This is a genomic window from Streptomyces sp. NPDC006193, assembly GCF_040613915.1.
Lineage (GTDB): Bacteria > Actinomycetota > Actinomycetes > Streptomycetales > Streptomycetaceae > Streptomyces.
The window spans coordinates 1-20,291 of record NZ_JBEXTB010000036.1 but is presented as its reverse complement, the minus strand read 5'-3'; the positions used below and the strand labels follow the sequence as shown (position 1 = coordinate 20,291).

At 75.3% G+C, this 20,291-nt stretch carries 21 protein-coding genes; 16 read left to right on the top strand and 5 right to left on the bottom strand.

Features of this window, described 5'->3' with window-relative positions; genetic code table 11:
- Positions 1-652: 652 nt before the first annotated feature.
- From ABZ261_RS25870 to ABZ261_RS25850, 5 genes are all read left to right on the top strand, one after another.
- A complete protein-coding gene (locus tag ABZ261_RS25870) occupies positions 653-2,365 on the top strand; it encodes a RecQ family ATP-dependent DNA helicase (RefSeq protein ID WP_356863097.1) in 1,713 nt (570 codons plus the stop codon).
- Positions 2,366-2,752: 387 nt separating this feature from the next.
- On the top strand, positions 2,753-4,351 hold the full coding sequence (locus tag ABZ261_RS25865; protein ID WP_356863194.1) for a PP2C family protein-serine/threonine phosphatase: 1,599 nt from the start codon (positions 2,753-2,755) through the stop codon (positions 4,349-4,351).
- Complete coding sequence (locus ABZ261_RS25860; RefSeq protein WP_356863095.1) at positions 4,348-5,433, top strand: cobalamin B12-binding domain-containing protein; 1,086 nt, start codon at positions 4,348-4,350, stop codon at positions 5,431-5,433. The genes ABZ261_RS25865 and ABZ261_RS25860 overlap by 4 nt, the downstream gene beginning before the upstream one ends.
- 99 nt (positions 5,434-5,532) lie before the next feature.
- Positions 5,533-5,892, top strand: a complete 360-nt coding sequence (locus ABZ261_RS25855; protein WP_356863093.1) for an STAS domain-containing protein — start codon at positions 5,533-5,535, stop codon at positions 5,890-5,892.
- 94 nt (positions 5,893-5,986) lie between these two features.
- Entirely contained in the window at positions 5,987-6,247 is a 261-nt protein-coding gene (locus ABZ261_RS25850) for a GlsB/YeaQ/YmgE family stress response membrane protein (RefSeq protein ID WP_356863091.1), read from the top strand.
- 125 nt (positions 6,248-6,372) lie between these two features.
- Here the strand turns inward: ABZ261_RS25850 and ABZ261_RS25845 are convergent, their stop codons facing one another.
- The 3 genes from ABZ261_RS25845 to ABZ261_RS25835 form a co-directional block, all read right to left on the bottom strand.
- Positions 6,373-6,801 (bottom strand): ATP-binding protein, encoded by a 429-nt coding sequence (locus tag ABZ261_RS25845; protein WP_356863192.1) that lies wholly within the window; start codon positions 6,799-6,801, stop codon positions 6,373-6,375.
- A 497-nt stretch (positions 6,802-7,298) separates the two neighbouring features.
- On the bottom strand, positions 7,299-7,694 hold the full coding sequence (locus ABZ261_RS25840; protein ID WP_356863089.1) for an ATP-binding protein: 396 nt from the start codon (positions 7,692-7,694) through the stop codon (positions 7,299-7,301).
- Positions 7,695-8,119: 425 nt separating this feature from the next.
- Positions 8,120-8,605 (bottom strand): MarR family transcriptional regulator, encoded by a 486-nt coding sequence (locus ABZ261_RS25835; RefSeq protein ID WP_356863087.1) that lies wholly within the window; start codon positions 8,603-8,605, stop codon positions 8,120-8,122.
- Between the two features lie 136 nt (positions 8,606-8,741).
- On the opposite strand from ABZ261_RS25835, the gene ABZ261_RS25830 reads away from it, so the two are divergent.
- The 3 genes from ABZ261_RS25830 (at position 8,742) to ABZ261_RS25820 (ending at position 12,588) form a co-directional block, all read left to right on the top strand.
- Positions 8,742-9,902, top strand: coding sequence for a PP2C family protein-serine/threonine phosphatase (locus ABZ261_RS25830; RefSeq protein WP_356863085.1), 1,161 nt, complete (start codon positions 8,742-8,744; stop codon positions 9,900-9,902).
- A gap of 427 nt (positions 9,903-10,329) precedes the next feature.
- Complete coding sequence (locus tag ABZ261_RS25825) at positions 10,330-10,776, top strand: ATP-binding protein (protein WP_356863083.1); 447 nt, start codon at positions 10,330-10,332, stop codon at positions 10,774-10,776.
- Between the two features lie 651 nt (positions 10,777-11,427).
- Positions 11,428-12,588, top strand: coding sequence for a PP2C family protein-serine/threonine phosphatase (locus tag ABZ261_RS25820; RefSeq protein ID WP_356863190.1), 1,161 nt, complete (start codon positions 11,428-11,430; stop codon positions 12,586-12,588).
- 1 nt (position 12,589) lies between these two features.
- Here ABZ261_RS25820 and ABZ261_RS25815 read toward each other — a convergent pair whose 3' ends face one another.
- Positions 12,590-13,093 (bottom strand): MarR family transcriptional regulator, encoded by a 504-nt coding sequence (locus ABZ261_RS25815; RefSeq protein WP_356863081.1) that lies wholly within the window; start codon positions 13,091-13,093, stop codon positions 12,590-12,592.
- A 291-nt stretch (positions 13,094-13,384) separates the two neighbouring features.
- On the opposite strand from ABZ261_RS25815, the gene ABZ261_RS25810 reads away from it, so the two are divergent.
- The 6 genes from ABZ261_RS25810 to ABZ261_RS25785 all read left to right on the top strand — a co-directional run bounded on the left by ABZ261_RS25810 (position 13,385) and on the right by ABZ261_RS25785 (position 18,252).
- On the top strand, positions 13,385-13,891 hold the full coding sequence (locus ABZ261_RS25810; RefSeq protein WP_356863079.1) for an SRPBCC family protein: 507 nt from the start codon (positions 13,385-13,387) through the stop codon (positions 13,889-13,891).
- Complete coding sequence (locus ABZ261_RS25805) at positions 13,884-15,503, top strand: NAD(P)/FAD-dependent oxidoreductase (RefSeq protein ID WP_356863077.1); 1,620 nt, start codon at positions 13,884-13,886, stop codon at positions 15,501-15,503. The genes ABZ261_RS25810 and ABZ261_RS25805 overlap by 8 nt, the downstream gene beginning before the upstream one ends.
- A 131-nt stretch (positions 15,504-15,634) precedes the next feature.
- Positions 15,635-16,099, top strand: coding sequence for a hypothetical protein (locus ABZ261_RS25800; protein WP_356863076.1), 465 nt, complete (start codon positions 15,635-15,637; stop codon positions 16,097-16,099).
- Between the two features lie 112 nt (positions 16,100-16,211).
- Positions 16,212-17,084, top strand: coding sequence for an SDR family oxidoreductase (locus ABZ261_RS25795; RefSeq protein WP_356863074.1), 873 nt, complete (start codon positions 16,212-16,214; stop codon positions 17,082-17,084).
- A 24-nt stretch (positions 17,085-17,108) separates the two neighbouring features.
- Positions 17,109-17,597, top strand: a complete 489-nt coding sequence (locus tag ABZ261_RS25790) for an MSMEG_6728 family protein (RefSeq protein ID WP_356863072.1) — start codon at positions 17,109-17,111, stop codon at positions 17,595-17,597.
- Between the two features lie 175 nt (positions 17,598-17,772).
- Positions 17,773-18,252 carry an SRPBCC family protein gene (locus tag ABZ261_RS25785; protein ID WP_356863070.1) on the top strand — a complete coding sequence of 160 codons (480 nt, stop codon included), beginning with the start codon at positions 17,773-17,775 and terminating at the stop codon, positions 18,250-18,252.
- A gap of 291 nt (positions 18,253-18,543) precedes the next feature.
- On the opposite strand, the gene ABZ261_RS25780 is transcribed toward ABZ261_RS25785, so the two are convergent.
- Positions 18,544-19,095, bottom strand: a complete 552-nt coding sequence (locus ABZ261_RS25780; RefSeq protein ID WP_356863068.1) for a GNAT family N-acetyltransferase — start codon at positions 19,093-19,095, stop codon at positions 18,544-18,546.
- A gap of 345 nt (positions 19,096-19,440) precedes the next feature.
- Here ABZ261_RS25780 and ABZ261_RS25775 point away from each other — a divergent pair, with 345 nt between their 5' ends.
- Positions 19,441-19,866 carry a septal ring lytic transglycosylase RlpA family protein gene (locus ABZ261_RS25775; RefSeq protein ID WP_356863066.1) on the top strand — a complete coding sequence of 142 codons (426 nt, stop codon included), beginning with the start codon at positions 19,441-19,443 and terminating at the stop codon, positions 19,864-19,866.
- A 63-nt stretch (positions 19,867-19,929) separates the two neighbouring features.
- Positions 19,930-20,291, top strand: a 362-nt coding sequence (locus ABZ261_RS25770) for a glycoside hydrolase family 19 protein (RefSeq protein WP_356863064.1), incomplete at its 3' end; no start/stop codon positions are given.

Here is a 20,291-nt window from a genome sequence, read left to right as displayed (position 1 = left end):
GAACGGCCGGGCCGCGCAGACCGGCCGGCGCGGGCGCAACTCGAGCGGCGCAGACCCACCGCCCTGGGAACGCCGAGCGCCCCGACCCACCAACACGGACCGAACCGCCGAGCAGCGCAGAACCACCGGCACGGGCCGCCGGGGCGCAACCCACCGCGCGGGCCGGGGCCGGGCGGCGCGGACCGGCCTGTGTGGCCGCCGGGGCACACACCACCGGCATGGGGCCGCCCGGGCACGCCCCACCGGCGCGGGCCGGACGGCCTGGGCGCAACCCCACGACACCATCCGCACCGCCGGGGCGCAGGCCACCGCCGCGGGCCGGGGCCGGGCGGGCGCCGGCCGAACGGCCGGGCCGCGCAGACCGGCCGGCGCGGGCGCAAGGGCCGGGCGGCGCGGACCGGCCTGTGTGGGCCGCCGCGCGCACCACCGGCGTCGGGCCGCCGGGGCAGGCACCATCGGTGCGGGCCGAAGGCCGGGCGGTGCCGGGTTGCCGGGGTGGGCGCTTGGGCCGGGTGGCGGGGACTTGCCGGGGTGGGCGGAAGTGCGTCGCAGAGGGGCGCGGGTGCGTGCCGGTGTCCGGCGGGGGTACCTGGGACTGCTGTGCGGAACCGGGAGCCAGGCGGTTCCGGCGCGTGGAGCGAAGGAGCGGGCGATGACCGGCGAGGAACCCCGGACGCGCACAGGGCGCACCCGGCGTCTGCGGGATACCGCGGCCGAGGTGTTCGGCTGGGACGAGCTGCGTCCCGAGCAGCTCACCGCCATGGAGTGGGTGCTGGAGGGCCGGGACGCCCTCGTCGTGATGCCGACGGGTTCCGGCAAGTCCGCCGTGTACCAGGTGCCGGGCGTGCTGCTGTCCGGACCGGTCGTGGTGGTCTCGCCGCTGCTGGCGCTGCAGCGCGACCAGATGGCCGGGCTGCCCGGCGGCGACCGCGGGCCCGGCGCCGTCGCCGTGAACTCCGACCTCGGCGCCGCCGAGGCGGAAGCCGCGTGGGAAAAGGTGCGGGGCGGCGCGGTCCGCTTCGTCTACCTGTCCCCCGAGCAGCTGGCCAAGGACGAGGTGCTCCAACGGCTCGCCGAGACCGGTCCCGCGCTGCTGGTGGTGGACGAGGCCCAGTGCGTGTCCTCCTGGGGCCACGACTTCCGGCCCGACTACCTGCGCCTGGACCAGGCGGCGCGGCGGCTGGGCCGGCCGCCCGTCCTCGCGCTCACCGCGACGGCCGCTCCCCCGGTACGGCAGGACATCGTCGAACGGCTCGGGATGGACCGGCCGCGGCAGCTCGTCACCGGGTTCGACCGCCCCAACATCCGGCTGGAGGCGCGCCGGTACCTGGACGACGACGAGCGGCGGCGGATGGTCGTCGAGCAGGCCGCCGCCGAGCCGAAGCCGGGCATCGTCTACGCGGCGACCCGCAAGGACAGCGAGTACTACGCCGCGGAGCTGGGCTCCCTCGGGCTCGCCGCGGAGGCGTACCACGCCGGCCTGCGCGCGGCCGAACGCCGGCGGATCCACGACGCGTTCCTCGCGGGCGGGACGGACGTCGTGGTGGCGACCTCGGCCTTCGGGATGGGGATCGACAAGGAGAACGTGCGGTTCGTGCTGCACGCCTCGCTGCCGGGCTCCCTGGACGCCTACTACCAGGAGGTCGGGCGCTGCGGCCGGGACGGTGAGCCCGCCCTCGCCGTCCTGCACTACCGGCCGGAGGACACCGGAATGCAGGCCTACTTCACCTCCCGCGCCCCGAGTGCCGACACCGTGAGAACGGTCGTACGGGCCGTCCACGACCGGGCCGGCGATCCCGCGGGGCTCGACGAACTGCGGCGGGACACCGGCATGTCGCGGCCCCGGGTCACGACGGCGGTGAACCTCCTGGAGGAGGCGGGCGCCGTGGTCACGGACGCCTCGGGCGCCGTCCGGCCGCTCCCGGGCACGGCGCCGTCGGACGCGGTGCGGCGGGCCACGGACAGCGCCGAGGCCCACAAGCGCATGGACCGCTCCCGGGTCGACATGGCCCGCGCGTACGCGGAGACCACCGGTTGCCGGCGGCGCTTCCTGCTGGGGTACTTCGGCGAGGAGTACGAGGCGCCGTGCGGCAACTGCGACGTGTGCGACGCGCAGGCGGACGAGGGCGGGGACGGGACGGCCGCAGGTGAGCACCCCGTGCACCCGGACGCCGGGTCCTATCCGGTCGGGGCCGCGGTGCGTCACGGGCAGTGGGGCCGGGGCACGGTGCTGAGCGAGGACGGGGACCGCATCACCGTGCTCTTCGAAGAGGTCGGCTACCGGACGCTGTCCCTGGAGGCGCTGGCGGACCGGGACGACCTGCTGACGGTGACGGACGGGCCCGACGACACCGCGGACGCCTGAGACGGACGGCGTGCGCGCCGGTCGGCCGTCCGCGCCCGCCGATCCGTCGCCGGGCGGGGATCCGTCGCCGGGCGCAGTTGCGCCGGCGGGGCCGCCACGGCGGTGGGGGCGGCAACGGCGGCATGAGCAGCGTGCGCGGCGCACCGGCGGCGGCCGGCCATGATGCCGCGCTTCTCCGTCGTGTCCCCCGCCGGGCGCCGAGAGCGGCTTGCGCCGCCGGGCTCCATGCGGGACTGTTGCCGGAAGACATCTGTTGTCGGTCGCAGAGAGGTGGTGGGGCGTGCCCGAGGCGCGCCCCCGCGTGTGCTCGGTTCCAGCGGCTCACCCGTCGACCCGCGCAGCGCCTCCGTCAGTGTGGGCGCGGCCTGGGCCCATGCCCCGTACCCGGTGATCGTCGCGGACCGGGACGGCGGCCTCGTCGAACTCAACGCCGCGGCGCGGCTGTTGTGGTCGGACGCGGTCGGCGGCGACCGGCTGCGCGACACCGTGCCGGCCTGGCTGGCCGATGCCCACGGGCGGTTCGCCGGCGGACGGCCCGGCGGCGCCGGACGGGCGGCCGGAGCCGTCGCCGGCCGCTTCTTCGAGGCGCACCCCACCCCGGCGGGCGACGGTGACGTGGTGTGGTGGCTGGTCGACGACACCGACCGGCGGCTGGCGGAGGCGGCGCTGGCCGACGCACGGCAGCGGTCCGCTCTTCTGGCCGACGTCTCCGGCCAGTTGCTGTCGACGCTCAACGTGACGCGGTGCATGGAGGCCACGGCGCGCATGGCCACCGATCACCTCGCCGAGGCGGCGCTGCTCGTCGCCCCGCCCAAGGGCCGCGGGCACCAGCTGACCTACGCCTACCGCGGCGGGCCGGTGAGCCGGGCGACCGCGCCGCTCGACGTGCACGGCGTGCCCGGACTGGCCGACGCCCTGCAGGGGTTCCCGCCCGTGCCGGCGCGCTGGATCGACCCGGCCGACCTGCCCGGGTGGGTGCGCCCGGCGGGCTTCTCCGCTGCGGTCGGCTCCGTCATCGTCACCCCGCTTCCCGGGCACGGCGTGCCCGCCGGTGCGCTGGTCCTGCTGCGGTCCAGCGGGGAGCAGGCGTTCAGCGGGGACGAGGAGCTCTTCGCCCGGCTCTTCGCCGCACGCGCCGGGGCGGCCCTGTCGGCGGCCCGCCTGTACACGGAGCAGTCCTCCATCACCGCCACCCTGATGCGGGAACTGCTGCCGCCGCGGCTGGAGAGCGTGCACGGGGTGGAGTACGCCGGGGCCTACCGCCCTGCGCGGGACAACGAACGGATCGGCGGCGACTTCTACGACGTCCACCCCGGCGCCGGTCCCGCCGAGGAGACGCTCGCGGTCCTCGGGGACGTGGCCGGCAAGGGCCTGGACGCGGCGGTCCTGACCGGCAAGATCCGCAACACGCTGCACGCGCTGCTGCCGCTGGCGACGGATCACGAGCGCATGCTGACCCTTCTCAACAGCGCGTTGCTGTCCTCCCGCCACACCCGGTTCGCCACGCTCGTGCTGGCGTCCGTCCGCCGCCGCGGCAGCACGGTCGAGATGCGGCTGACCAGCGGCGGGCACCTCGCCCCGCTGATCGTCCGGTACGACGGCACCGTCGAGGAGGCCGCCACGCGCGGCTCCCTCATCGGCGCCCTGCCGAAGGTCACCGCCGCCACCGCGGCCGTGACGCTGCGTCCCGGGGAGACGTGTCTGCTGTACACCGACGGCGTCACCGAGGCCCGCGGCGGCCCGCTCGGGGACGAGCTGTTCGGCGAGCACCGGCTCAAGCGGGCGCTCACCGAGTGCGCGGGCATGCCGGCCGAGGCGGTGGTGGAGCGGATCCAGATGCTGACCGCCCAGTGGGTGGGGTCGGGCAGCCACGACGACATCGCCACCGTCGCCATCGGCGCCCCCCGCGCGGCGGATCCGGCGGCGGGCGGCCGGGACCGCACCGCCGGCCCGGTGTGCGGCACGGCGTACAGGAGGAACGGGTGAGCGCTCCCCCGGCGACGGCCGCCGGCGTCCTGGCAGGCGAGTTGTGGCAGGCCGTGGCGCACGGCGACGAGTACGCGGCGGTCGAGATCGCCCACGGGGCCCTGGCGGACGGTGTCGGGGAGGAGACGCTGCTGCTCGACGTGATCGCGGCGGTGCAGGACAGGGTCGGCCGGGAGTGGGCCGCCGCCCGCCTGACCGTGGCGCAGGAACACGCCGCGACCGCCGTCAGCGACCGGGTGATCACCGCCCTCGTGCAGGGGCGGCGCCGGGAGACCGGTCCCGGCCGTGCCGTCCGGGGACGGGTCACGGTCTGCTGCGCCGCCGGCGAATGGCACGCCCTGCCGGCCCGTCTGGTCGCCGAGGTCCTGCGGCTGCGGGGCTGGCGGGTGGACCACCTGGGCGCCCACACCCCGACGCCGCATCTGGTGGCCCACCTTCATCGGACCGGTTCGGAGGCGGTGCTGCTGTCCTGCTCGCTGGCCACGCGCCTGCCGGCCGCGCACGCCGCCGTCACCGCCTGCCAGGCCGTGGGCGTGCCGGTGCTGGCGGGCGGAGGGGCCTTCGGACCGGACGGCCGTCACGCCCACGCGCTCGGCGCCGACGGATGGGCGCCCGACGCCCGCGCCGCGGCGGCCGTCCTGGACAAGGGCGTGCCCCCGCCGGACCCGGCGGCGGCCCGGCAGGTCGTGGACGACCTGCCGCACCTGGCCGACCAGGAGTACACGTTCGTCGCCCGGTCCCGCAGCCGCCTGGTCGGACAGACGCTGACGGACCTGGAGGACCGGTTGCCGGCCCTGCGCTCCCGCAGCGACGCCCAGCGCGAGCGCACCGCGGAGGACCTCGACCACATCGTGGGCTTCCTGGCCACCGCCCTGTACGTCGACGACCCGGCCCTGTTCACCACGTTCCTGTGCTGGACCGCCGACGTCCTGGAGGCGCGGCGGGTGCCGTCGCACTCCGTGGTCACCGCACTCGGCGTTCTCGGCGGCCGTCTGCGGGACTTCCCGCGGGCCCGGCGCCTGCTGCACGACGGCGCCGCCGCGCTGGCCGGGCACGCGCTGCTCCCCGCACCGGCGCCGTGACACTTGCCTCAGGACAAGTCAGGGCCGCCACGGGGTAGGAGGAGTACGCAGGGTCAGGCGGCGCCGGGCCGCGGGACCACCGACAGCACGAGGACGACCATGCAGTGGGAAAGCAGGGCAACCGTCAAGGTGACCTGCCATGAGCGAGTCTTCGAGATCACGGTACGGGGCGAGGTCGACTACGAGGAGAACGACCTGTGGCAGGCCGCCTGGGCCGAGGCGGAGGACGCGGCGCGTCCCGTGACCGTGGTGGACCTCTCCGAGGTGACGTTCGCCGACAGCGGGCTGCTCAACGCCCTCCTCGACGCCTGGCGCCGCCACCGGGCCGCCGACCGCGAACTGGTCCTGCTCGGCCCCCTGCGTCCCTCGGTGGAGCGGCTGTTCACCCTGACCGGCACCCGGGACCACTTCACCATCACCGACTCCCGCGCGCGGGCGATGCGCGCGGACGAACGCTGAGTTCCGCCACGGCCGTTCAGCACCGGACAGGCGTACGACGGGCGAGTGAGGGCATCCGGGAGGTGCACGGAACATCGAGAGAGAAGGAGAGGCCGTGTCGTTCCTCTGGGCCATCATCGCGGGACTCATCATCGGCCTGCTGGCCAAGCTCGTCATCCCCGGACGCCAGCCGATCCCGCTCTGGCTGACGGTCGTCCTCGGCATCCTCGGCGGCATCGCCGGCAACGCGCTCGCCACCGCCTTCGGTGTGCGGGACACCGGTGGCATCGACTGGATCCGCCACATCCTCCAGATCGGCGTGGCCGCCGTGCTGATCGCCGCGGTCACCCCCCTGTGGGCCCGACGACACGCCTGACCCTCCCTTCCGCGGGGAAGCCCCGCCGGCCGCGGCCGGCGGGGCTTCCCCGTGTGTCGGCGCCTACGCGTCCGCCTCTCACCGCGGTGCCGTCGGGACCCGCGGCACGGCGCCCTCGCGGTCGGTCAGTGGGTGCGGCGGCCGGTGAGGTCCCCGCCCGGGTCGTCGGCCAGGGCGATACGGGCGGTGACGCGCTTGCCGACCGGTTCCCGGTGCACCTCGAATCCCTGCACCACCGCCATCACGATCTCCAGGCCGTGCTGCCCGACGCGTCCGGGATCGGCGGCCCGCGCCACCGGCAGCACCGGGTCGCTGTCCCACACGGCCACCTCGACCAGCCCGTCGACGATGCGCAGCTCCATCAGCACCGGGCCCGGGGCGTACTTGCGGGCGTTGGTGACGAGTTCGCTGACCACCAGCCGGGTCAGGTCCATCGCCCGCGCCGACACCGGCAGTCCGTACTCCCCCTGCACCCGCGCCAGGAAGGCGGCCGCGTGCCGGCGCGCCTCGGCGATGCACGCGCCGTGGCCGTCGAGCGGAACGATCTCCTGCATCGGTTCGGGACCGGTCACGCCCTCACCGCCAGGCCCTGATTTCACCGGGTCCATCTGCGCTCCCCCGTTCATGCGCCGTCGTCTACCCGCCCGGGGGCCGGACATGCGCCGTGACCCGGCACGGGTTTCTCACACCCCTCGCCCCGCCGGCCGGCGGCTCCGCCCGGGAAAGGGCCGGTCGGACGGCGTCCCGCCGCCGCGCGCTCGCGGCGCGCGGGCCCGGTCGGGACGGCCGGCACTCCGGCGCGGGACCGGCCGGTCGCGCCGCGCACGCCGGGGCGCGGGACCGGGGGGCCGGCTTGTTCGTGCGCCCGCTCCCTCGTGGCGCGCGTACGAGACCGCGCCGACTGCCGCCGGGGCTACCGGGTCTGATGAACCGTCAGGTGCCGGCGGCGCCGTCGCCGTACGGGGTCGGGGCGGGACTCCCGCGCACGGCTCGCCGCTCGGGAGGGCCGGGCCGCGTCGGCCTCGGCGGGGGGGGCGGTCCGGCGGGGCGGTCAGTGCGCCAGGGGGAGCACCGCCTGGACGGCCTTGCCCCCGCCCCCGGCCCCCTGCCTGACGCGGACCTGCGTGGCCAGTTCCAGGACCATCGGCCAGCCGAACCCTCCCGGCTCCCACACCGGGGAGCGGCGCCGGTGCGGCAGCGCCGGGCTGGCGTCGTCCACGGTGACGGTGATCCGGCCGTCGTCCGCACGGAGCCCGAAGCCGGTGACGCCGCCGGCGTGCTGGATGGCGTTGGTGACCAGTTCCGACACCACGAGCAGCACGGCCTGTTCCTGTTCGGGGTCGCGTGGCTCGACCGTGGACAGGTAGTCCCGGGTGAGGTCCCGGGCTCGTTCCGCCGTCCGCGGACAGTGGCGGGGCGGCTGTGCATCCTCCAGGGAAGAGCGCACGGTTCGCTTTCCTCCGATGGGCGTGACGACTGGGCTGTTGACCGCCGCGACGGACCCTCGTGCGCAGTCGACTGCGCACCTGCGGGTCTCAGCGGGTGTGACAGGCGGTGGTGTCGCCTTCGACTGTCGTCTGCCCGTGCCGGCGCACGCGTAAAACGTCCGGGTTGTACGCGCCGCCCGCCGCGGTCGCGTCCGAGACATCGGCCACGCCCCCGCTGACCGGCGGCGCGCGGGGTATCCGAGGTGGCGTAAGCGAAGCACTACGGGACACTTGCCGTTTGACAACTATAGTCGTGAGGCAACAAAGTAACCGTGTCGGACAGGCACGGGGAAGGAATCGGGATGTTCCGGTGGACGCAGGCCGCTGCGCGCCCCGGCCGCCGGCGCTTCAGGGCGCCGCTGGACCGGGCGCCGCGCTCTGCGCGTCAGGCTGTCCGGCTGCCGGGGCTCTCGGTGTCATCGTGTATCTGCACGGCCGCGGCGGCGCAGAAGGCCTCCAGTCCTTCGAGCAGCGCGGCCCGCTTGGCGGCGGGCATCAGCGCCAGGACCGCCTGCAGTTCCCTCTCCCTGCGGGCGCGCAGGTCGTCGAGGAAGGCGCGTCCGCGGCTGCTCAGGTGCAGCCGCACCTCGCGCCGGTCGGTGGAACCGACCACGCGGTCGACGAAGCCGGCGGCCTGCAACCGGTCGCACAGGCGGCTGGTGGACGGCGGGGTGGAGGCCAGGGAGTCGGCGAGGGTCCGCAGGTTGATGCCCTCGTGGTGCTCGAGGATGAGCAGTACGCGCAACTGGGACGCGGAGGCCGGCGCCGTGGAGGCGCGGCCCCAGAGCACTTCCAGTAGCTCCCCGGCCGTGGAGGTCACCCGAGCGACCTCGTCGGGCTGTGGCAGGTGTCGGAAGGCAGTCACTGTCACACTCTCGCAGGCTCTGGGACGGCTGCCAGCCTACTAGGGACGCGAGCCGACGACATATGTCCTGCACGACCGGCACGGTTCTGGCGAGTGCTTCCATGCGACCGATGTCCGACGAAGGAATGGTGTTCTACCCATCGTGAACAGATTCGTGACCGCCGAACGCGCCCTGCGTTCGGCGGCGCCGCACGCGTTGCTCGACGCCGTACGGCGCGCGCTCACCGAGCAGTACGCGGCCCGGTCCGTCGAGCTGTTCATGGCCGACTACGGCCTGACGGTGCTGCAGCCGGTCTCCGTGCTCCCGCACACGCTCGAACCGCTGCCGATCCACGGCAGCGCGGCCGGCCGCGCCTTCGGCGCCCAGGAGCCGTTCGCCGAGCCGGGCCGGGACGGGCTGGTCCGCCTGCATCTGCCGGTGACCGTGCGCGGCGACCGGCTCGGGGTGCTGTCGGTGACGCTGCCGGAGGGCGAACTCGCCGGGGACGGGCGGCGGGAGCTGGCGGAGATCGCCGAAGTCCTGGGCCACGAGGTGGTCGTCGCCGAGCGGGACACCGACCTGTTCCTGCAGGCGCGCCGCAAGGACCGGCTCACGCTGGCCGCGGAGATGCAGTGGCAGCTGCTGCCCGGCCGCTCCTGCTCGCGGCCCGAGTACGAGCTGGGCGCGCAACTGGAGCCCGCCTACGCCATCTTCGGCGACAACTTCGACTGGTCCGCGACCGCGGACCGCTTCTCGCTGTACGTCACCAACGGGATGGGCGAGGGCATAGAGGCCTCCCTGCTGACGAACCTCGCCATCAGCGCCCTGCGCAACGCCCGGCGGGCCGGCCTGTCCATCGCGGACCAGGCGGCCCTGGCCGACCAGGCGGTCTACGCCCACTACCGGGGCCGCTGCTACCTGTCGGTGCTGATGTTCGACTTCGAACTGTCCACGGGGCGGGCGCGGGTGGTGGACGCCGGATCGCCGCAGATGCTGCGGCTGCGCGGGGGGACCGTGGAGCGGATCGCCTTCGACGCCCAGCTGCCGCTCGGCATGTTCGAGGAAACCGACTACGTGGCCCAGGAGTTCCGGGCGGAACCCGGTGACCGGCTCGTCTTCGTCAGCGACGGCGTGTACGCGGTCGCCGACCCGCAGGGCGAGGCGTACGGAGACGCCCCCCTCGAGCGGGCGATCCAGTCAACCCGCCTGCTGCCCGCCGCGGAGGTGCCGCGCGCCATCCTGCGGGAGCTGTCCGGTCACCGCGGCCGGCCCGCCCCGGACGACGACGCCCTGGTGGTCTGCCTGGACTGGCACGGACGCTGACGCGAACACGGCGGTGCCAACCGTCCGGGGGCGGGGCCGCCTGGTGTGCCCGCTCCGCCCCGGCCTAACATTTGCCCTACGACAAGAAACGAGTGCTGGGGGCAGGCCCGCCGGGGAGCCGGGGCCTGGCAGGGGGAGACGATGCAGGTGTCCGAGCGTGGCCCGCGGCAGCGGGCGACAGGCTCGCCGCAGCGACGTCCGGGGGACGTCCCGGCCCCCGTGGGCACACCGTGATGACTGAGGCCGCCGGGCCCGGCGCCGTCGCCCGCGGCGCGGGCCGCGTCCGCCGTGTGACGGGCTGTGCCGTCCCGCCGGCGGCGATCGCCGGCCCGCCCGCCGGCCGGGCGCGTGCCCAGTCGCGCGGAGCGGCGCCCGGGCGCGGCCGACGGTCCGCCACCCCGGCGTGGCACCGCGGGAAGGGGGGGTTATGACGGCCTTGCCCCCGGTGGCCGGGTGCCGTCTGCCCCTCGCCTCGGACGCGGATCTCGCCCGGGCGCGGCGGCAGGTGCGGCTGGCCGCGACCGCGCTGGGATTCGGTCTCGTGCAGCAGACCAAACTGGTCACCGCCGCCAGCGAGCTGGCCCGCAACACCCTGGTCCACGGCGGCGGCGGCCACATGGAGATCACCCCGCTGGCCGGCGACACGGCGCCCGGCCTGCGGCTGACCTTCGCCGACAGCGGTCCCGGCATCGAGGACGTCGAACGGGCGATGACGGACGGCTACACCACCGCCGGCGGCCTGGGTCTGGGACTGGGCGGGGCCAGACGGCTGGTGCAGGAGTTCCGCATCGACACCGAGCCCGGCCGGGGCACCACCGTCACGGTGGTCTCCTGGGCCTCCGACCCCTCCCCCGCCCCGCCGGCGCCGTGCTGAGCCGCGGGGCGGGCGTCTCAGCCCGTGCCGCCACCGGACCGGCCGCACACCCCGCCACGCGGACGGCTCCTGTACACGGGCGACCCGCCACGTGGCGCCTTCGACACGTGCAGGCACCAGCACGCGGACAGCCCGTCACATGGGCGGCCAGGCACACGGACGGGCCAGCACGCGGACGGGCCGGCACGTGGACAGCCCGGCACGGGGGGGACCGGCGCGCGGACGGCTCGACGCACGGACCGTCCGGAGCGTGGGCGGCTCGGCACGTGGGCGGCCCCGCGGCACGAGCCCCGGCACGGGCACGGTCCGGCGCGTGAAGCCACCAGCGCGCGGACGCCTCGACGCACGGGCGGCGCACGATCCGGCACGTGGGCGGCCCGACGGCAGCAGCCTCGGCACATGCACGGGCCGGCACGGGGAGGCACCGGCGCGTGAAGCCCCCGGCGCGCGTGGCTCGACGCGCGGACGGGCCGGCACCGGGAGGCACCGGCGGGACCGCCGTCCTGCCGGGGCCGGCCGCCGCGGGAGGGCTCCGCCCGCCGCCCGGGTCCCGGGCGTCCGGGCCGGGTGCCGGGCGCGATAGCGTGGAGGCCGTATGAAGAGAGGGTGGGACGTGTGAACGCCTTTGCAACGACCCCGTCGGCGGAGAGCATGCTGCGTGCGGCACCGCCGCACGCGCTCGTGCCGACCGCCCGCCGGATCCTGGCCGAGCAACACGCCGCCCTGGACGTCTCCCTGCTCCTCGCCGACTACGGCCTCGCCGTGCTGCAACCGGTCACCCACCTGCCGGACACCGGCGACCCGGTCTCCGCGCACGACGGACCCGCGGGCACCGCCTTCACCACGCAGACGCCGCTGGTGGACGTCGGCGCGGACCCGGGCACCGAGCAGGTGCACCTGCCCATCACCGTCCGCGGCGACCGTCTCGGCGTCCTCTCCGTCCGGCTGCCCGCCGGGAGCGCGCAGCCCGCCACGGTGCTGCGGCTGGCCGACTTCGCCACCGCGCTGGGCCACGAGATCCTCACCGCGGACCGGGACACCGACCTGTATCTGCTGGCCCGCCGCTCCCGCCGCCTCACCCTCGCCGCCGAGATGCAGTGGCAGCTGCTGCCGGGGCGAGGCTGCGTCCGCGACGAGTACACCATCGGCGCCCACCTGGAACCGGCCTACGCCGTGGGCGGCGACAACTTCGACTGGTCCTCCGGCCCCGACCACCTCACGCTCACCGTCACCGACGGCATGGGCCAGGGCATCGAGGCCTCCCTGCTGACCAGCCTCACCGTCAGCGCCCTGCGCAACGCCCGCCGCGCCGGCATCGGCCTGGCCGACCAGGCCTGCCTCGCCGACCAGGCCGTGTACGCCCAGTACGGCGGCAAGTCGTACGCCTCCACGCTGCTGCTGCGCTTCGACCTCGCCACCGGCGCCGTGCGCGCGGTCGACGCCGGCTCGCCGCGGCTGTACCGGCTGCGGGCCGGCACGATCGACCAGGTGCGGCTGGAGGCGCAGCTGCCGCTCGGCATGTTCGAGGAGACCCCGTACGAGGAGCAGACCTTCGACGTGGCGCCCGGTGACCGGCTGATCGTGGTCAGCACCGGTGTCCACAGCACCCGTTCCGCGACCGGCGACCTGTTCGGCGAAGCCGCCCTGCGCCAGATCCTGAGCGCCACCCGGGAGGCGGCCCCGCACGAGACCGCGCGCGCCGTCGTCGCCGGACTCGTCGAGCACTTCGGCAGCAGGGACCTGGCCTCGGACGCCTCCGTGGTCTGCCTCGACTGGCAGGGCCGCCCGGCGCGGCCGGCAACCGCTCCCTGAGTCACTCCGCGCCGGCGCCCGGCGCGGGAAGTCCGCCGTCCAGCACCGCCAGGAACCCCAGCAGTCCCTGGCCGAGCGCCGCCCGGTCCGCCGGCTCCATCCGGTCCAGCACCGCCGCGAGCGCCTGCGCCCGGCGCTGCGCCACCTCGGCGAGCACCCGGCGGGCGTGCCCCGTCAGCTTCAGCCGCACCTCACGCCGCTTGTGCGGATGCAGGGCGCGCTCGAGCAGGCCGGCGGCCTCCAGCCGGTCGCACAGCCGGCTGGCCGTGGGCAGCCCGATGTCCAGCCGCTCCGCCAGGGCGGTGAGGTTCAGTTCCGGCGCGGCCTCCAGCGTCCGCAGCGCCCGCAGCTGGTGCAGCGACAGGCGCGGGGTCGCTTCCTGGGCCGCCAGCGACCAGAGGGTCGCCAGACGTTCCACGGCATCGGCGATCCGCGGCGCGGCGGAGCCCGCCGCGCCCTCACCCGCACTCGCCCGGTCGTCACCGGGACCGCGGTGATGGGTCACGAAAACGTCACTTCCAGTAATCCCCGGGCCATCAGGACGCCCCTCTCACCTCCCGCTGGTACCCGATGAGCCCAGCTGCAAGCAACACACGCGTCACCAACCAGTCATACCCCGCGGGGTACCCCGCCCCGCGCGGCGGTGCGGCGGCGACGTGTCGGCTGGAACGACGCGGAGCCGCCGGGGGCGGTTCCGGCCGCCCCCGAACGTCCTCGCAGGTGACGACGCGGTTGGACCGCTCCGGACCGGGGCACTCGCCGGGGCGGCAGGCAGGCGGAGCCCGAGGAGGCGCAGGTGGCCGTTCGTCATCGTCTGATCGAAGCCGGCCCGGAGACCGTGTGGTCGGTCCTGGCCGACGGAAGCCGGTACGCGCAGTGGGTGGTCGGCACGGAGTCCTCCTGTCCACTGGACGGCCGGTGGCCCCAGCTCGACGCGGCCATCCGTTACCACGTCCGGCTGGGCCCGTGGCAGCTGAGCAATCGGACGGTGGTCCGGCGCTGCCGGGAGGGGTCGGTGCTGGAGCTGGAGGCGCACGCGGGCAGTCTCGGCACGGCCCGCATCGCCATCGAGCTGCGGCAGTGGGGCCGGCACTGCCTGGTGATCGTCGACGAGCATCCGCTCCAGGGAGCCGGTGGCAAGCTGCACAACGTGGGGGTCGAGGCGCTGCTGCAGCTGCGCCACCGCTCCATGCTCGCGCGCCTCGCCCGGCTCTGCGAAGAGGTGGAGCGCGAGCGCGGCGGCGGGGGCGCGCAGACGTCCACGGCGGCGGCCCCGGGCGGCGCGGGAGCCGGCGATGCCTGACGCCGTGGTGATCGGTGCCGGGCCCAACGGGCTGGTGGCCGCGAACCTGCTGGCGGACGCCGGGTGGCAGGTGCAGGTCCTGGAGGAGCAGCCGGAGCCCGGCGGGGCGGTCCGGCACGACAGGGGCGTCCACCCCGACTTCGTCAACGACCTCTTCAGCTCGTTCTACCCGCTGGCGGCCGCCTCCCCGGTGCTGGCGGCGCTGCGGCTGGAGGACCACGGGCTGCGCTGGCGCCACGCCCCGCATGTCCTCGCCCACCCGCTGACCGACGGCCGGTGCGCCGTGCTGGACCGGCGGCTCGACGTCACGGCCGCGTCCATGGAGGAGTTCGCGGCGGGCGACGGGGCCGCCTGGCGGCGCCTGTTCCAGGTGTGGCAGAACCTGCGGCCGGATCTGCTGGCCGCCCTGTTCACACCGTTCCCCCCGGTGCGGGCCGGGGCCCGGCTGGCGATGCGGCTGCGGGCCGCGGGCGGCCTGCGGATGGCGCGGTCGCTGCTCCTGCCGGTGCGGCGCCTGGGCGAGGAGGAGTTCCGCGGGGACGGCGGCCGGCTGCTGCTCGCCGGCAACGCGCTGCACGCGGATCTCGCGCCGGAGTCGGCGGGCAGCGGCGGCTTCGGCTGGCTGATGTCGATGCTGGGGCAGACGTACGGCTTCCCGGTGCCGGCCGGCGGGGCGGGTGCGCTGACCGCGGCGCTGCTGAGGCGTCTGGAGAGCGCCGGGGGACGGGTGACCTGCAGGCAGCGCGTCGAGGAGGTCCTGGTGCGCGACGGTCGGGCCGCGGGGGTGCGGACGGCCGCCGGGGAGACGGTGGCGGCGCGGCGCGCCGTCCTGGCGGACGTCGCGGTCCCCGCCCTGTACGGCGGGCTGGTGGACGCCCGCCATCTGCCGACGCAGCTGCTGGAGGATGTGCGCCGCTTCCAGTGGGACTTCGCCACTTTCAAGGTGGACTGGGCGCTCGACGGTGCGGTGCCGTGGCGGGCCGAGCGGGCGGCCCGGGCCGGGACGGTGCACCTGGCCGACGGACTGGACGAACTGACCCGCTTCGCCGCCCAGATCGCCATGCGCCAGATCCCCGACCGCCCCTTCGCGCTGTTCGGGCAGATGACGACGGCCGACGCCTCGCGGTCCCCGCTGGGCACGCAGTCCGCCTGGGCGTACACGCACGTCCCCCACGACGTCCGCGGGGACGCCGGCGACGAGGGCATCGGCGGCGCCTGGAGCAGCACCGACCGGGAACGCATGGCGGACCGGGTCGAACGGCAGGTCGAGCGCTTCGCGCCCGGGTTCCGGTCGCTGATCAGGGCGCGCCGCGTCCTGGCGCCGCCGTCGCTGGAGGCGCTGGACGCCAATCTGCAGGGCGGTGCCATCAACGGCGGCACCACCGCGCTCCACCAGCAGCTGGTCTTCCGTCCGGTGCCGGGCGCCGGACGCCCGGAGACCCCCGTGCCGGGTCTCTTCCTCGCCTCCGCCGGGGCCCATCCGGGCGGCGGTGTGCACGGCGCTCCGGGCGCCAACGCCGCCCGGGCCGCGTTGCGCGCGCACCGGGCGCCGGGCCTGGTGCGGGCGCAGCGGGTGCTGGCACGCCGTGACCGTACCGGGCGGAAGCGGTGAGCGCGTGCCGCATCCGCCGGCGGGCCCTCGGCGGAAGACCACCGCGACGGCCCGTGCATCCGGGTCCGGCAGCGGCCGGAGGGGCGTGACGCGCGGGGCGTGATGCAGGCGGCGACCAGTCAGGGAGCGACATGAGCACGTACCAGGACGGCCCCGGCCAGGGCCCCGACCGGCGTCACCGGCGTCCCGACGGTGTCGGGGACGAGGTGGTGGAGGCTCTGGGGGCGCTGTCGAAGGCGCTGGAGACCACGGAGCGGGCCCGCGGCCGGCTGTACGACTTCCACCAGCTGACCGGCACCGCGGACTTCCAGCTGGACCGGGCGGTGGAGCTGCTGCGCCGGGCCGGCCACCCGCGGTGGGCGGACAGGATCCAGGCCGAGATCCTGGGCCGGAACGTCATTCCCGGCCACTGGACGTTCCAGATCGTCGAGGCGTACGACCGCACGTACTACCAGCCGTTCAAGGAGCTGGAGGGCCGTGTGGTGCAGGAGCTCGCCGGCGGACGCGGCCATCTGTACGAGGCGGAGCTGAAGGAGGTCCGCCGCACCCGGGGCCATCCCCACCACACGGCGCGTCCCGGCGCCGGGGAGGAGTGATGCCGTGTCCGGGGGCCGGGCCGCCCGGGACGCGGCGGACGGCAGGTCCGTACCAGGCTGGGGGGCCCGACGGCGGCGGGAACGCGGTCCGCCGGAACGGAGGAGTGCCCCCATGCGTGACAGTCCCCTGAAGGACCGGACGGTCGTGGTGACCGGCGCCGCCCGCGGCGTGGGCGCCGCGCTCGCCCTGGAGGTCGCCCGGCGGGGGGCGGCCGTGGCGCTGCTGGGCCACGAGAAGGCCCTGCTGGACGAGGTCGCCGGCCGGATGACCGCCCGCCGTCTCACCGTCGAGGTCGACGTGACGGATCCGCGGCGGCTGGCCTCGGCGGCCGAGGAGGTGCGCCGCCGGCTGGGGCCGGCCGCGGCCGTGGTCGCCAACGCGGGCATCGCGGAGGGCGGGCCGTTCGCCTCCTCGGACCCCGTCTCCTGGCGCCGGGTGATCGACGTGAACCTCACGGGCAGCGCGCAGACCGCGCGGGTCTTCCTGCCCGACCTCTTCGCCACGGCCGGCTACTACCTGCAGGTCGCCTCGCTGGCGTCGATCGGTTCGGCGCCGCTGATGAGCGCCTACTGCGCGTCCAAGGCGGGTGTGGAGGCGTTCGCGCACGCGCTGCGGGCGGAGGTCGCCCACCGCGGTGTCGGCGTCGGCATCGCCTACCTGAACTGGACGGACACCGAGATGGTGCGCGACGCTGACCGGTACGCGGTGCTGCGCGAGCTGCGCCGCCACATGCCGCCGCCCGCCCGCCGGGTGTACCCCGCCGAAGTGGTCGCCCGGCGGCTGGCCGACGGTCTGGAGCGGCGCCGTGTCGCCGTGTACGCGCCGGGCTGGCTGCGGCTGACGCAGCCGGTCCGCGCGGCCCTCCCCCCGCTGGTGCTGCGCCTGGCGCGCCGCGAACTGCCGCGTCTGGAGGCCGGCGAGCCGTTCGACGCGACGGGCCTGCTGGGCGCCGGGGGGCTGGCCGACCGGGCGGTGTGGCGATAGGACGAGCCGACGAGGAGGACGTTCGTGCAGACGTTCCTGCCGCATCCCGATTTCCGCCGGACGGCGCTGCTCCTGGACCGCCGCCGGCTCGGCAAGCAGCGCGTGGAGGCGTTGCAGGTGCTGCGCGGTCTGACCGTGCCCGGTTACGGATGGCGCAGGCATCCGGCCGTGCGCATGTGGACCGGGTACGAGGAGGCGCTGGTCCGGTACGGACTGGAGATCTGCCGCGTCTGGCGGGAGCAGGGCCACCAGGACAGCTGTGCGGCCTCGCTCGTCGCCGGGTTCGCCGCCTGCCGGCCCAGGACCCCGGTGCGCGGGCAGTCCGCGCTCGCCGAGGCCGGCGAGCTGCCGCCCTGGCTCGGCGACGAGGCGTTCCACCGCAGCCACCAGTCGGCGCTGGTGCGCAAGGACCCGCAGACGTACGCCGACGAGTTCCCCGGCGTCCCGGACGACCTGCCCTACGTGTGGCCCGGCTCGGACCGGGACACCGGCGCCCCGTACGAGCGGCGCTGACGCAGACCGACGGGGATCGGCGGCGAGGCACAGCGGTCGGCTCGGGCGCGGGGACCGGCGGAAGCCGACGGTCGTGAGCCCGTGTCTGCCGGGTACCCGGCGCCCGGGAGCCGGCCGGGGCCGCTCGCGGCGCCGCGGGCTCCCGGGAACGGGCTCACAGAACGGAGGCACGCGCATGAGCACGGTCAAGGAAACAGTGGAAGTCGACGTCCCCCTCCACACCGCTTACAACCAGTGGACGCAGTTCGAGGAGTTCCCGCACTTCATGGAAGGCGTCGAACAGGTCACGCAGATCGACGACCGGCACAACCACTGGACCACCAAGATCGGTGGAGTGCGCCGGGAGTTCGACACCGAGATCGTCGACCAGCTTCCCGACGAGCGCATCTCCTGGCGCACCACCAGCGGCGACGCCCACCAGAAGGGCATGGTCCGCTTCGAGCCGGTGGACGACGCCCACACCCGGGTCGAGCTGGTGATGGACATCGAGCCCCGTGGGCCGGTGGAGAAGGTGGCGGACCTGATGGGCACCATCGACCGGCGCGTCAAGGGCGACATGCGGCGGTTCAAGCAGTACGTGGAGGAGCGCGGCGGGGAGTCCGGTGCGTGGCGTGGCCGTATCCGGCCCGGTGACGACGGGACTTCCCCCCTCTGAGGCGGGGCCCCCACTGAGGCGGGGGCACGCAGCCGGCTGACGCAGGGCGCCCGCACCGGGGCGCGGCGGCACGGCCGCGGCGGGGCAGCGGCGACGGCCACGAGGCCGTCCCCGCCCCGCCGCGCGCCGTGCCGCACGCGTGTGCGGGCCGCGCGTGCGCGTCGCCGTCGGTGACGGCCGGTCTCCCGGCGGCGATCTCGTGTCCCGCGGCGGTCGAGGTGTCGTGGCCGACCCCGCCGGCCGTTTCCGCCGGGGCGGTGTCCTGGTGAGGGCAGCGGCGATGCCGGCCCGCTACCGTTCGACGGGGCGCTGTCCGCCGCGAGGGAGCCGGTACACCACGCTCGGACGCAGCGGACCGGGCGGCACGGTCGGGTCGTCGAAGTCGTCGGCCGGATCGCGGCTCATGCCGATGCGGCGCATCACAGCACGAGACCGGAGGTTGGCGGCCGTGGTGACCGCGAGGATCTCCGGCAGCGCCAGGGAGCCGAATCCGAAGGCCACCGCCGCCCGGGCCGCCTCGGTCGCATAGCCGTGCCCCCAGGCCGAGCGGGCCAGGCGCCAGCCTGCCTCCACGCCCGTGAACGGCATGGCGTCCTCCACCGGATCCAGGCCGGTGAACCCGATGAACTCGCCGGTGCGGACCACCTCGACCGCCCACCAACCCCAGCCCCGCCGGTCGATCTCCGCCTGGAAGCGGGCCACGGTCGCGTCGCTCTGCTCGCGGGTGGGTATCCCCGGCAAGTATCTGCGCACTTCCGGATCGGTGTTCATCGCAGCCCACGGGGCGAGGTCGGTCTCCCGCCACGCGCGGAGCAGCAGCCGTTCGGTTCTCATCTCGGACATCACGCCAACCTACGCCCGTGAGGCAGCATTTGACGGCTAGTCACAGCGGGAGAGAATGCACTTGCACTGCCCCCGCGAGTGATGGTGCGTCAGAGCGTCAGATCAGTCACGCACAGCGCCGTTGACGTCGACAAGTGAACGCCGGGTGGCGGGTGCGCGCCCCGCCGCGCGGTGCGGCGCTTCATCGGGCGTGTGCTCAACTCGCTTGGCGCGTCGACCCGTTCACCTCTTGACGGTGTTGGTTTAGACCTTCTACGGTCCCTGGGTGTCGGGTGGGCCCCCGCAGTCGGTGCTGCCGGGCGGGCCCCCTCTCACACAGCGACCGAAAGGTGTGATCTTCTCCCGATGCACGTCCAACCCCCCACACGTTCCATCCTGTTCCGGACCGCACTCACCGCAGCCGTCGTCATGTCGGCCGGTCTGTTCGTCTCCTCCCCCGCGCAGGCCGCCGACCAGTGCTGGGCCACGCACTACGGCCCCCAGCCGGCCGGCGCCCTGACCGCCAGCGGCGAGGTCTTCGACAACAACGCCGACACCGCGGCCACCTCGCTCAGCCGTCAGCCGCAACTCCCCTTCGGGACGCGTGTGCTGGTGACCAACGTCGCCAACGGCAAGTCGCTGGTGGTCCGCATCAACGACCGGGGCACCTTCCAGCAGACCCCGCAGGAACCGAAGTGCCTCGACCTGACCGACGGCGCCTTCGGCAGGCTCGGCGGAAGCCTGAACCCGGACGCCGGGCACATCGTCGTCACGCAGACCGTGCTCGGCTGACACCGGCCGCAACTCCCCGCGACCGCATCGCGGCCGCATCCGTGAACTGGAGCGATACTCCTCATGCGAACCCCCACGACCAAGCGATCGATCCGCGCGCGCATACGCCCGGGACGGTTCGCCGCCGCCCTCGCCGCGTCCTTCGCCGTGCTGTGCGCCGTCACGCCCGCGCAGGCCGCGGACGGGCAGATCACGGCACCGTCCAGCGCCACGACAGCGGCTGCGCCGGCGGGCGGAAGCGCCGTCACCGCGGCGGCCGGATTCGTCGTCTCCGAGGCGCAGTTCAACCAGATGTTCCCGAACCGGAACGGCTTCTACACCTACAGCGGCCTCACCGCGGCCCTGAGCGCCTACCCCGGCTTCGCGAACACCGGCGACGACGCCACGAAGAAGCGGGAAGCCGCGGCGTTCCTGGCCAACGTCAG

Coding starts and splice junctions, on each gene's coding strand:
- ABZ261_RS25780 (WP_356863068.1), bottom strand. CDS start 19,095: ATGTCCGAGATGAGAACCGAACGGCTGCTGCTCCGCGCGTGGCGGGAG.
- ABZ261_RS25800 (WP_356863076.1), top strand. CDS start 15,635: ATGAGCACGTACCAGGACGGCCCCGGCCAGGGCCCCGACCGGCGTCAC.
- ABZ261_RS25825 (WP_356863083.1), top strand. CDS start 10,330: ATGACGGCCTTGCCCCCGGTGGCCGGGTGCCGTCTGCCCCTCGCCTCG.
- ABZ261_RS25785 (WP_356863070.1), top strand. CDS start 17,773: ATGAGCACGGTCAAGGAAACAGTGGAAGTCGACGTCCCCCTCCACACC.
- ABZ261_RS25805 (WP_356863077.1), top strand. CDS start 13,884: ATGCCTGACGCCGTGGTGATCGGTGCCGGGCCCAACGGGCTGGTGGCC.
- ABZ261_RS25870 (WP_356863097.1), top strand. CDS start 653: ATGACCGGCGAGGAACCCCGGACGCGCACAGGGCGCACCCGGCGTCTG.
- ABZ261_RS25795 (WP_356863074.1), top strand. CDS start 16,212: ATGCGTGACAGTCCCCTGAAGGACCGGACGGTCGTGGTGACCGGCGCC.
- ABZ261_RS25845 (WP_356863192.1), bottom strand. CDS start 6,801: ATGCAGGAGATCGTTCCGCTCGACGGCCACGGCGCGTGCATCGCCGAG.
- ABZ261_RS25820 (WP_356863190.1), top strand. CDS start 11,428: ATGCTGCGTGCGGCACCGCCGCACGCGCTCGTGCCGACCGCCCGCCGG.
- ABZ261_RS25775 (WP_356863066.1), top strand. CDS start 19,441: ATGCACGTCCAACCCCCCACACGTTCCATCCTGTTCCGGACCGCACTC.
- ABZ261_RS25855 (WP_356863093.1), top strand. CDS start 5,533: ATGCAGTGGGAAAGCAGGGCAACCGTCAAGGTGACCTGCCATGAGCGA.